Source organism: Paracoccus aminovorans (genome assembly GCF_001546115.1).
In the GTDB taxonomy this organism is placed as follows: domain Bacteria; phylum Pseudomonadota; class Alphaproteobacteria; order Rhodobacterales; family Rhodobacteraceae; genus Paracoccus; species Paracoccus aminovorans_B.
In genome coordinates this window covers 879,036-889,535 of sequence record NZ_KQ955209.1, presented here as the reverse complement: position 1 = coordinate 889,535, position 10,500 = coordinate 879,036, and the positions used below count along the sequence as shown (strand labels likewise).

The 10,500-nt window shown below is 64.2% G+C and carries 9 protein-coding genes; 3 read left to right on the top strand and 6 right to left on the bottom strand.

Features of this window, described 5'->3' with window-relative positions:
• Both ASV56_RS16000 and ASV56_RS15995 read left to right on the top strand, forming a co-directional pair.
• On the top strand, positions 1-1,097 hold a 1,097-nt coding region (locus ASV56_RS16000; protein WP_156429236.1), incomplete at its 5' end, for a biotin/lipoyl-containing protein.
• 60 nt (positions 1,098-1,157) lie between these two features.
• Positions 1,158-2,030: a MurR/RpiR family transcriptional regulator gene (locus ASV56_RS15995; RefSeq protein WP_028710651.1), complete on the top strand. Its 873-nt coding sequence runs from the start codon at positions 1,158-1,160 to the stop codon at positions 2,028-2,030.
• Here the strand turns inward: ASV56_RS15995 and ASV56_RS15990 are convergent.
• The 4 genes from ASV56_RS15990 to ASV56_RS15975 form a co-directional block, all read right to left on the bottom strand.
• Positions 2,027-2,788, bottom strand: a complete 762-nt coding sequence (locus ASV56_RS15990; RefSeq protein ID WP_062563352.1) for a sulfite exporter TauE/SafE family protein — start codon at positions 2,786-2,788, stop codon at positions 2,027-2,029. The two genes, ASV56_RS15995 and ASV56_RS15990, sit on opposite strands and share 4 nt — an antisense overlap.
• A gap of 60 nt (positions 2,789-2,848) precedes the next feature.
• Positions 2,849-3,862: an ABC transporter permease gene (locus ASV56_RS15985; protein ID WP_062563351.1), complete on the bottom strand. Its 1,014-nt coding sequence runs from the start codon at positions 3,860-3,862 to the stop codon at positions 2,849-2,851.
• Positions 3,863-3,900: 38 nt separating this feature from the next.
• Positions 3,901-5,436, bottom strand: coding sequence for a sugar ABC transporter ATP-binding protein (locus ASV56_RS15980; RefSeq protein ID WP_062562977.1), 1,536 nt, complete (start codon positions 5,434-5,436; stop codon positions 3,901-3,903).
• An 82-nt stretch (positions 5,437-5,518) separates the two neighbouring features.
• The gene (locus tag ASV56_RS15975) at positions 5,519-6,448 is read right to left on the bottom strand and encodes a sugar ABC transporter substrate-binding protein (RefSeq protein WP_156429206.1); all 930 of its coding nucleotides are present in this window, start codon (positions 6,446-6,448) and stop codon (positions 5,519-5,521) included.
• Between the two features lie 449 nt (positions 6,449-6,897).
• On the opposite strand from ASV56_RS15975, the gene ASV56_RS15965 reads away from it, so the two are divergent.
• Positions 6,898-8,024, top strand: a protein-coding gene (locus ASV56_RS15965; protein ID WP_156429061.1) for an IS3 family transposase whose coding sequence is annotated in 2 segments (ribosomal slippage) — positions 6,898-7,162 and positions 7,162-8,024 — 1,128 coding nt in all. Because the reading frame shifts where the segments join, the coding sequence is not laid out codon by codon here.
• 192 nt (positions 8,025-8,216) lie between these two features.
• Here ASV56_RS15965 and ASV56_RS15960 read toward each other — a convergent pair.
• Entirely contained in the window at positions 8,217-9,155 is a 939-nt protein-coding gene (locus ASV56_RS15960) for a sugar ABC transporter substrate-binding protein (RefSeq protein WP_062562976.1), read from the bottom strand.
• 27 nt (positions 9,156-9,182) lie between these two features.
• Positions 9,183-10,379 (bottom strand): Gfo/Idh/MocA family protein, encoded by a 1,197-nt coding sequence (locus tag ASV56_RS15955; RefSeq protein ID WP_062562975.1) that lies wholly within the window; start codon positions 10,377-10,379, stop codon positions 9,183-9,185.
• Positions 10,380-10,500 lie beyond the last annotated feature (121 nt).

Below are 10,500 nucleotides of genomic sequence, written 5' to 3'. Positions count from 1 at the left end.
TGGTCGAGGCGCTGCGCCACACCGAGCGCGACACCGGGCTCGACATCCGCGCCATCCGCGAGATCTCGAACTACTGGGAGGCGGTGCGCGAGCAATATGCCGCCTTCGAAAGCGGCTTGCAGGCCCCGGCCTCCGAGGTCTGGCTGCACGAGATGCCGGGGGGCCAGTTCACCAATCTCAAGGCGCAGGCGCGTTCGCTGGGGCTGGAGGAACGCTGGCACGAGGTCGCCCAGGCCTATGCCGATGCGAACCGGATGTTCGGCGACATCGTCAAGGTCACGCCCAGTTCCAAGGTGGTGGGCGATATGGCGCTGATGATGGTGGCGCAGGGTCTGTCGCGCCAGCAGGTCGAGGATCCCTCGGTCGAGGTCGCCTTCCCCGACTCGGTCGTCGACATGATGAAGGGCAACCTGGGCCAGCCGCCCGGGGGCTGGCCCGCGGCCTTGCAGAAGAAGGTGCTGAAGGGCGAGGCCCCGCTGACCACCCGCCCCGGCGCCAGCATGCCGCCGGTGGACCTGGAGGCGACCCGGGCCGAGGTCGAGGCGCTTCTGGAAGGCAAGGCGGTCGATGACGAGGACCTGAACGGCTATCTGATGTATCCCAAGGTGTTTTTGGACTACATGGGCCGGCACCGGATGTATGGCCCGGTGCGGACGCTGCCGACGCGGACCTTCTTCTACGGCATGGAGCCGGGCGAGGAGATCGCGGCCGAGATCGACCCCGGCAAGACGCTGGAGATCCGCCTGCAGGCCATCGGCGAGACCGACGAGACCGGCGAGGTCAAGGTGTTCTTCGAGCTGAACGGCCAGCCGCGGGTGATCCGGGTGCCGAACCGTCTGGTCAAGGCGCAGACCGCCGCCCGTCCCAAGGCCGACCCCGCGAACGAGGGCCATGTCGGCGCGCCGATGCCCGGCGTCGTCGCCTCGGTCGCGGTCGCGGTCGGGCAAAAGGTCAATGTGGGCGACATGCTCTTGACCATCGAGGCGATGAAGATGGAAACCGGCCTGCACGCCGACCGCGCCGGCACGGTCAAGGCGCTGCACGTCACCCCAGGACAGGCCGTCGACGCAAAGGACCTGCTCGTCGAGGTGGAATAGGAAGAAAGAGGGGTTGGCACCCTGCAATAAATATTGCAGACTTGGCGGCAGAGGAACGCCATGCCAACAAGCCACCCACCGCAGGATTACGAAGAGCTGATCCGCATCATCCATGATCGCCACGATCAGATGAGCAAGACCTATCAGCGCATCGCCGTCTACCTGACCCAGAATCCCAACGAGGTTGCCGTCCATTCGGTGAACGCCATCGCCGAGCGGTGCGGCATCCACGCCTCGAGCTTCGTGCGCTTCGCACAATCCCTGGGCTACAAGGGCTTCAAGGAATTGCAGGCGCTGTTCCAGAAGCGCCTGGCTACCGCCGCACCGGGTTTCGAGGCCCGCGTCAAGGCGCTGGAAACCGAGCTGAAGGGCGCGGGCGACCCGACCGAGATCGGCTTCCTGCGCGATCTGGTGGTGCGCGACATCGCCTCGCTCCAGCAATTGCTGGACGAGGTGAACCCCAAGGATCTGGCGCTGGCCGCCGACCTGCTGGACCGTGCGGACATCATCTATCTGATCGGCCAGCTGCGCTCGTCGCCGGTGGTGGAGCTTCTGCGCTATGTGCTGACCATGCTGGGCAAGCGCTGCGTGCTCTTGGACCCCGGCGGCGGGCTGGCCACGCATATCGGCCGCACCATTCGCAAGACCGACGTTTTGCTGGCGGTCTCGTTTCGCTTCTATGCCAACGAGGTGGTGAACGTGGTCGAGGAAGCGGGGCAGAAAGGCATCGACATCATCGCCATCTCGGACAGCACGCTGTCGCCCCTGGCGCGGTGGGCGCGGGTGCTGTTCCCGGTGCCCGAGCACGATTACACCTTCTCGCGCTCGCTGGCCGCGCCGATGTGCCTGGCGCAGGCGCTGGTCGTGGCCGTAGCCGCCCGCGTGCAGCACAATGACGAGGATCCGCGCATCCCGACCGTGACCGGAACCTAGAGCCCGGCCAACCCGTCCCAGACCAGCTTGACCCCGACCAGCGCCACCGAGGCATAGGTGAAGGGATAGAAGATGCTGGCGCGCATATGGCGAACCACCCAGCCCCCGAGCCAGGTCGCCCCTACCGCCAGCGGCAGCATGGCTGCGGCGCGGGCCAGGTTATCGGAGCCGAACTCCCCCAGTGCCGCATAGGGGATCAGCTTCAGCGCATTGGTCACGGCAAAGAACATCACCGTGGTGCCGGTGAAGAGCTTCGGATCCAGCCGCAGCGGCATCATGTAGATCTGAAGGGGTGGCGCTCCGGCATGGGCGACGAAGCTGGTATAGCCGGCCAGCCCGCCCCAGAAGCGGGCGGCGGCCGGACGCGCGCCGGCAAGTGCGGCGCCCTGCCCCGTTCCGACAAGCGCACGTGCCACGAAGGCCAGCGAAACCAGTCCCACAACCAGGCGAACCGCCGAGTCCGAGACCAGTTCGGCGCTGGCCCAGCCGATCCCGATGCCCGCGACCGCTCCGGGCATGATCCGACGCATGATCTGCCAATCGACCCAAGCCCACCAGCTTGCCACGCTGACCACATCCATCACCACCAGCACCGGCAGCAGGATCGCCGCCGCCGTGACCGGGGGCATGACCAGGGCCATGAGCGGCACGCCGAGCAGGCTCATGCCGCCGAGGCCGCCTTTGGAAAGACCGACCAGGACGACGGCCAGCGCGGTCACGGCCAGTTCGGTCGGCGATGCGAAGATGGTCCAATGCATGGCGGTATCCATGAAAAAGGCCCGGAGCGAGGCGCTCCGGGCCCAAAGCCTGGGGGAAGGTCAGGCTTTCTTGCTGCGGGCGTTCTGGCGGAAGGTATCGGCCACGACAGCGGCGACGATGATGACGCCCTTGACGATCTCCTGGTAGAAGGCATCGACCCGCAGGAAGGTGAAGCCCGACATCATCAGCCCCAGGATCAGCGTGCCGATCACCGTGCCGAAGATCCGCCCTCGCCCGCCGCTGAGCGAGGTGCCCCCGATCACGGCCGCGGCGATGGCGTCCAGCTCATACATCATGCCCATGCCGGCCTGAGCCGTTTCCGCGCGGGCGGCAGTGACGATGCCGGCCAGTCCCGCCAGCAGCCCGGCGATGGCATAGACCTTGATCAGGTGGCGCTGCACGTTGATGCCCGAGACGCGCGCCGCCTGCGGGTTGGCGCCGATGGCATAGGTGAACTTGCCATAGCGGGTATAGCGCAGGGCGATATGGAAGATCAGCGCCACCGCCAGGAAGATGAAGACCGGCCAGGCGCCCGATCCGATCGCCGCGAAACCGTCGGTGGGGAAGCTGATCGGCTGGCCCTTGGTATACCATTTGGCGATGCCGCGCGCCGTCACCATCATGCCCAGCGTGGCGATAAAGGGAGGAATTCCGGTCAGCGCGATCAGCGCGCCGTTGATCATGCCTGCGATCAGCCCAAGCCCAAGCCCGACGGCCAGCGGCACGATGACCGGCAGGTCCGTCAGCGCCGGATACATGGCCCGCGCGTAATCGCCCGACTGCGCCACGCTCATGGTTATCATCGCCGTCATGGCCACGACCGAACCGGACGACAGGTCGATGCCGCCGGTGATGATGACCTGCGTGACGCCGATGGCGATGATGCCCACGACCGAAACCTGCAGGATCATGATCGTCAGGCGACGGGTGTTCATCAGGAAGCTCTGGCCTTGGAAGATCCAGCCCAGGATCTCGAAGACCAGCGCGACGGCGACCAGAACCAGCAGGATGTTCAGCTCCTGCGGCAGCCCTCGGCGCTGTCGCTTGACGGGTTCGATCTGCACATTGTCCATGATAAATTCCTCCTCGGGCGCCGAGCGCCGCACAGGCCTCAGCGGGCCGCAAGTTCCATGATTTTCACCTGATCGGCCTCGGCCCGGTCCAGGATCCCGGTCATATGGCCCTCGTGCATGACCATGATCCGGTCGGACATGCCCAGAACCTCGGGCAGTTCGGACGAGATCATGATGACCGCGACCCCCTGCTGCGCGAGGCCCGAAATCAGCCGGTGGATCTCGGCCTTGGCGCCGACGTCGATGCCGCGGGTCGGCTCGTCCAGGATCAGGATCTTCGGCTTGGTCAGAAGCCAGCGCGCGATCAGAACCTTCTGCTGATTGCCTCCCGACAAGTTCTCGATCCGCTCATCGAGGTTCGGAGTCTTGATCCGCAGCTTGTCCTTCATCTCGAGGCAGAGATTGGTCATCCCCCGCTCATCGACACAGCCAAGCTTGACATGGCCCTCGTGCAAGGCGGCGATTTGCATGTTCTCGAGGATCGTCAGCGGCAGGAAGCAGCCGGTCGCCTTGCGGTCCTCGGTCAGCAGCGCCATTCCCTCGCGCATGGCGTCGGCAGGCGAAGCGATGGTGACATCGCGGCCCGCAATGCGGATCTTGCCCTCCGTGGCCGGCGTCACCCCGAAGAGCGCCTCTGCCACGTTCGAGCGGCCCGAGCCCACCAGGCCGGCCAGCCCGAGGATCTCGCCGCGGCGCAAATCGAAGGTGATTCCGTGGAAGGTGCCCGGCAGCGAGAGGTTCTCGACCGACAGGATCACGTCCCCGATTTCCGCCTCTTCCTTAGGGAACATCTCGGTGATCTCACGGCCGACCATCATGCGGATGATGTCGTCGCGGGTCACGTCGGTGCTGGCATGGGTGCCGACATACTTGCCGTCGCGGAAAACCGAAAACTCGTCGGCGATCTCGAACAGCTCGTTCATCTTGTGGGTGATGTAGACGATGGCCACGCCGCGCGCCTTCAGGTCGCGGATGATCTCGAACAGGTGGTCGACCTCGGTTTCGGTGATCGCAGAAGTCGGTTCGTCCATGATCAGCACCTGGGAACGATGGCTGACCGCCTTGGCGATCTCGACCATCTGCCGCTGCGCGACGGTCAGGGTGCTGATCTGCGCGGTCGGATCGATTTTGAGCCGAAGCTGCGCGAACAGCTCCCGGGTCATCTCGGTCAGCTTGCGGTGGTCGATCAGGCCGAGCGCATTTTTCGGCTCGCGCCGGATCCAGATGTTTTCGGCGACCGTCATCCAGTCCATCAGCGCCAGTTCCTGATGGATCATCGCGATGCCCTGTTCCAGCGCATCGAGCGGGCTGGCCAGGACGACCTCCTCGCCGCGCAGGCGGATGGTGCCGCGGTCAGGCGTATAGATTCCGGCGATGATCTTCATCAGCGTGGACTTGCCTGCGCCATTCTCGCCCATCAGCGCGTGAACCGAGCCCGGGCGTAGCCGGAACTGCACATTGTCCAGCGCCACCACGCCGGGAAACTCCTTCCGAATACCCTCGATTTCTAGGATATAGGGCAGGCTCTTTTCCTTGTAGCGTTCGATCGCCTCCAGTGTGGTATTCGAAACCATCTTCCCCCCGAAAGACTGTCAGGGGACGCGGCCCCCGGATTGAGGTCCGGGCATCCGGTGCGTGACCGAATGCCCGCCCGGATCAGTTCTGCGTCTTGTATTCTGCGACGTTCTCGGGCGTGACCAGCTCAAAGGGAACGGCTACGCGCGGCTCGAACTCCTCGCCGCGGGCGATCTTCAGGACGGTGTCCAGCGCACCCTCGCCCTGGCCCTTGGCGGACTGATAGACGGTGACGTCCAGATCCCCCGCCTCCAGTGCCGCCAGGGCGTCCTGCGTGGCATCGACGCCGCCGACGATCACATCGTCCATCGAGATCCCCGATGCCTTGAGCGCCTGAACCGCACCAAGCGCCATCTCGTCGTTGTTCGAGAACACGGCGTGGGGCTGCATCCCCGAGGTCAGCCAGTTGGTCATCAGGTCCAGCGCCGGGGTTCGCATCCAGTTCGCGGATTGCGAATCCAGCACCTTGATGCCCTTGCAGGCATCCGACTGCAGCACCCGCTCGACCGCCGCGGTGCGCCCGCGCTGCCCGGTGGTGCCGAGCTGGCCCATCAGGATGACGGCATCGCCCTCGCCGCCCATCAGCTTGCACATCTGGGTCGCCTGAAGCTCGCCGGCCTGCTCCTCATCCGAGCCGACCCAGGCCTGTTTTTCGGGAAATTCATCCATATTGGCGGGCAGCATGTTGACGAAGACCAGCGGCACGCCGGCCTGCTCGGCGATCTTGGACATGGCCCGGCCTGAATCCGCATCGACCAGCATTGTAATGATGCCATCGACGCCTGACGCGACAAAGTTCTCGATCTGGGACTGCTGGCGCGCGATGTCGCCCTGCGCATCCTCCATCTGGACCTCGACACCCAATTCGCCGGCATGGCGCTGGATGTTCTGACGCAGCACGGTCAGGTAGTTGTCGTCGAACAGCGACATGGCCACGCCGATCTTCTCGGCTTGGGCGGCCCCCGCCATCAGCGCACAGAATGCGGTGGCCGTCGCGAGTTTCTTGATCATGTGGGTCTTTCCTCCTCCTGTTATCTCCGTCCGATCTTCTCGCGTCGAACGAAGCCAAAACCTGATGCGACAAGGCAATATCAAGCCATTGGCAGAACCGCTGTTCCGCCGTATCCATTCCGACTTGATGACGACCTCCCGCCATGTCCCAGAGCCGCGAGCGATGCGCGCCACGCATCTTCCCCCTGGCCTTCGAGAGGCAGGGATTCCCTGCCTCGACATTGACCATAGCCCTTCTGCAACATGATTGCAATAAAAATTGCAGATACGTAATACAGCAATAAACGCTCTCTCATGCATCTTTACATGAGAGGCGCCAGCGGCCCTCCGCCTGCTGGCAGATGCTCGACCAAGTGCTGGCAATAGCCAGTCGCCAGAAGACCTGGAGTGCCCCCACTGAAGTGGTCCACCCACTGGGATAGAAATATCCTGTTCAGGAGGACCATCAGATGGCAGGCAAGCGAGACAAACCGGAAGACATCGTTCTGAAGCTTCGACAGATTGAAGTGCTTCATGGACAGGGAATGGCAATTTCCGACGCGGTGCGGCAGATCGGCGTGACCGAGCCGACGTATTATCGCTGGCGCAAGCAGTATGGCGGCATGAACCGGGATCAGCTGAAGCGTCTCAAGGAGCTTGAGGCGGAGAACCAGCGGTTGCGGCGCGCGGTGTCAGATCTGACCTTGGACAAGATGATCCTGAGCGAGGCTGCACGGGGAAACTTCTAAGCCCTTCGCGCCGTCGCCAGTGCATTGACCATGTGCGGCAGGCGCTCGGCATATCCGAGCGCCGCGCCTGCCGCATCCTCGGGCAGCACCGCTCGACGCAACGCAAGGTTCCTTGCGGCGCCCCGGACGAAGAACGGCTGACGGAAGACATCATCACGCTCGCTCGCACCTACGGGCGATATGGCTATCGGATGATCACCGGATTGCTGAACAACGCCGGTTGGCATGTAAATCATAAACGCGTGGAACGGATATGGCGGCGTGAAGGGCTGAAGGTCCCGCAAAAGCAGGCAAAGAAGGGTCGGCTCTGGTTGAACGACGGGTCCTGCGTCCGTCTCCGGCCGGAGCACCCGAACCACGTCTGGTCCTATGATTTCGTTCAGGACCGGACACATGACGGACGGCTGTTTCGGACGCTCAATATCATCGACGAATTCACGAAGGAGGCGCTGGTGATCCGTGTAAACCGCAGGCTCAATTCCACCGACGTAATCGACGCCCTGACGGATCTGTTCATCTTGCGTGGCCCGCCTGCGTTCATAAGGTCCGACAATGGCGCGGAATTCATTGCCAAGAAGGTGCAGGGCTGGATCGGCGCAGTTGGTGCCAAGACCGCGTTCATCGAGCCGGGTTCACCCTGGGAGAACGGGTATTGCGAGAGATTCAACGCTCGATTCCGCGACGAACTCCTGGATGCAGAAGTCTTCTATTCGCTCAGGGAGGCCCAGATCCTCATCGAGCGATGGCGCCGCCACTACAACACTGTCAGGCCGCACAGCTCCCTGGGATACCGCCCACCCGCACCGGAAGCCGTCATCCCAATAGACCAGCGGCCGACGATGCACTAACAATCAACCCGGACCACTCGGTGGGGGCAGTCCACCTGCCCGCGCCGGGTCAGGGTCGGAAACCGCAACCAGCCGCGCCCCCGAAATCTCCTCAGCGAAAAGACGGGCGTGAAACCCACCCATGACACCGGCGCCGATCACGCCAACGGCCAGGCTCATCTGCAATCCCTCCGCATGGCGAGATGGCCGGTTTCAGCGCGCCAGATAGTCATCGACATTCTCGGGGGTCACGAGTTCGAACGGGATATAGACAGTGCGCTCTGCCAGTTCCTCACCCCGCGCCATGGCGGCGGCGACCTCAAGCCCCTTGCGCCCCTGCCCCGCCGCGTCCTGGAATACGGTCAGATCGATGTCGCCAGCCTTCAGCGCCATCAGCGCGTCCGGCGTCGCGTCGATGCCGGCCACGACGACATCCTCGGGGTCGACCATTGCGGCCTTCAGTGCCTGCGCAGCACCGATGGCCATTTCGTCGTTGTTGGCAAAGATCACATTCGGCGTCAGCCCGGCGGTCAGCCAATTCGAGACCAGATCCGAGGCCTTGCTGCGCGACCAGTCGGCGACCTGCATGTCCTCGATCTTCACGAAATCGCAGTCGGGCGTCTTGACGTAGTCCTGCACCGTCTCGTTCCGCACGCGGCCGGCCTGGATGAACAGGTCGCCCGCCAGGATGACGCCCTTCGCCTCGTCGTCGCCGTTCTTTGCCTTGACGAGGCGGCAAGCCTCGGTGGCCTGGATCGTGCCCGCATCGACCTCACGCGAGCCGACGAAGGCTTCCAGCGGCCCAAGGCTCTCTACATTCGGCGGTTCGCGGTTGATATTCACGATGGGAATGCCGGCATCGTTCGCCATCTTGTCCATCTGGGTGATCGCATCGGAATCCACCGCGACCACGATGATCGCGTCGACCCCGGACGAGATGAAATTCTGGATCTGGCTCAACTGCCGGGGCACATCGTTTTGCGCATCCTCGAATTGCAAGGTGACGCCCTCGGCGCGGCCCGCCTCTTCGATGCCCTGGCGCAGGATGGTCAGGAAATTGTTGTCGAATTGCGCCATCGCGACGCCGATTTCCTGCGCCTGCGCACCGAATGCCGTCATCGCGAAAGCGGTGGTGATCATCAGTCGTTTCATGTGGTTTCTCCTCCTCGTATTCTTCCGTCAGGCGTCGAAGGCGCAGGATACCCACGCCCCGCCTTCGGCATTCGAGCGGATCGCGGCCTGGATAAAGGCAACGCCCGCAGCGCCCTCCTCCAGCCCCGGATAGGCCAGCAGCCCGTCCGGCAGATCGCGCCCTTCGCGGCGGGCCTCGATGGCGATGGCGAATTCCTCGTAGAGATTGCCCCAAGCGTCCGAGAGCGCTTCGGGATGGCCGCGCGGCATGTGGACGAAGCGCGCGGCATCCGACAGCACGCCCGCGCCATGGCCGCGCGAAATGCGGATATGCGGTGCATTGAAGGGGCGGTGATGCAGGTATTCCGGGTTCTCCTGATCCCATTCCAGCGTGCCCTCGGTCCCCGAGATGCGGATGCGCAGCCCGCAGCTTGCCCCCGCCGCCGCCTGCGAGATCAGCAGCGTGCCGGGCACGCCGCCTTGGAAACGGCAGGTCATGAAGGCGGTGTCCTCCAGGGGCTGGTCGGCCCCCAGCCGGTGAAACTCGGCCCGCAGATCGGTCATGCGCAGATCCGATACGAACTCGGCCAGATGATGGGCATGAGTGCCGATGTCCGCCGTAGTCGCGGCACCCCCCACCTTGGCGGGATCCTGCCGCCAGGGCGTGCCGGACCAGGCGGCATCGGCGGGCAGCAGCGCCATTTCCTGGAAATACTCGACATGGATCTGCGTAACCTTGCCGATGGCACCCTCGCGCACCATCTGCCGGGCCTGCCGCACCATCGCATGGGCTGCGAAGGAATAGGTCACGCCGAAGATCACCCCGGTTTCGCGCTGCCTGTCGATCAGCGCCCGCGCCTCGTCCAGCGTATTGACCAGCGGCTTGTCGCAGATCACGTCGATGCCCGCATCCATGAAGGCCATGGCGACCGGGAAATGCAGATGGTTCGGGACGGTGATCGCCGCAGCGTCGATGCCGTCCGGCCGCGCCGCCTCGGCCCGCGCCATCTCGCGCCAGTCAGTATAGCTGCGATCTGGATCGAGCCCCCAGTCGCGGCCTGATGCCAGCGCGACCTCGGGGCGCGAGGACAGCGCCCCGGCGACGATCTGCCAGCGATCCGACAGCCGCGCGCCGCGCGCATGGACCTGTCCGATGAACGCACCCGCGCCGCCGCCCACGACCCCAAGGCGCAGCTTCTGGCCCATGGCGAGGAAGGCCCCCGCGAAGTTGGCATTCTTTGACATCGACTTCCTCCTCGAAGTGATTCCCTGCCCTCTGCGGCAATAGAAAGCGCGGATCGACCCTGATCGCAACAACTATTGCAATATTTCATTAATCGGTGTTTCTGTTGCGGTGGAGGATTTC

What these genes read in the sequence shown, in the direction of transcription:
- ASV56_RS15995 (WP_028710651.1), top strand. Translation starts at nt 1,158, where the DNA reads ATGCCAACAAGCCACCCACCGCAGGATTACGAAGAGCTGATCCGCATC.
- ASV56_RS15990 (WP_062563352.1), bottom strand. Translation starts at nt 2,788, where the DNA reads ATGCATTGGACCATCTTCGCATCGCCGACCGAACTGGCCGTGACCGCG.
- ASV56_RS15985 (WP_062563351.1), bottom strand. Translation starts at nt 3,862, where the DNA reads ATGGACAATGTGCAGATCGAACCCGTCAAGCGACAGCGCCGAGGGCTG.
- ASV56_RS15980 (WP_062562977.1), bottom strand. Translation starts at nt 5,436, where the DNA reads ATGGTTTCGAATACCACACTGGAGGCGATCGAACGCTACAAGGAAAAG.
- ASV56_RS15975 (WP_156429206.1), bottom strand. Translation starts at nt 6,448, where the DNA reads ATGATCAAGAAACTCGCGACGGCCACCGCATTCTGTGCGCTGATGGCG.
- ASV56_RS15960 (WP_062562976.1), bottom strand. Translation starts at nt 9,155, where the DNA reads ATGAAACGACTGATGATCACCACCGCTTTCGCGATGACGGCATTCGGT.
- ASV56_RS15955 (WP_062562975.1), bottom strand. Translation starts at nt 10,379, where the DNA reads ATGTCAAAGAATGCCAACTTCGCGGGGGCCTTCCTCGCCATGGGCCAG.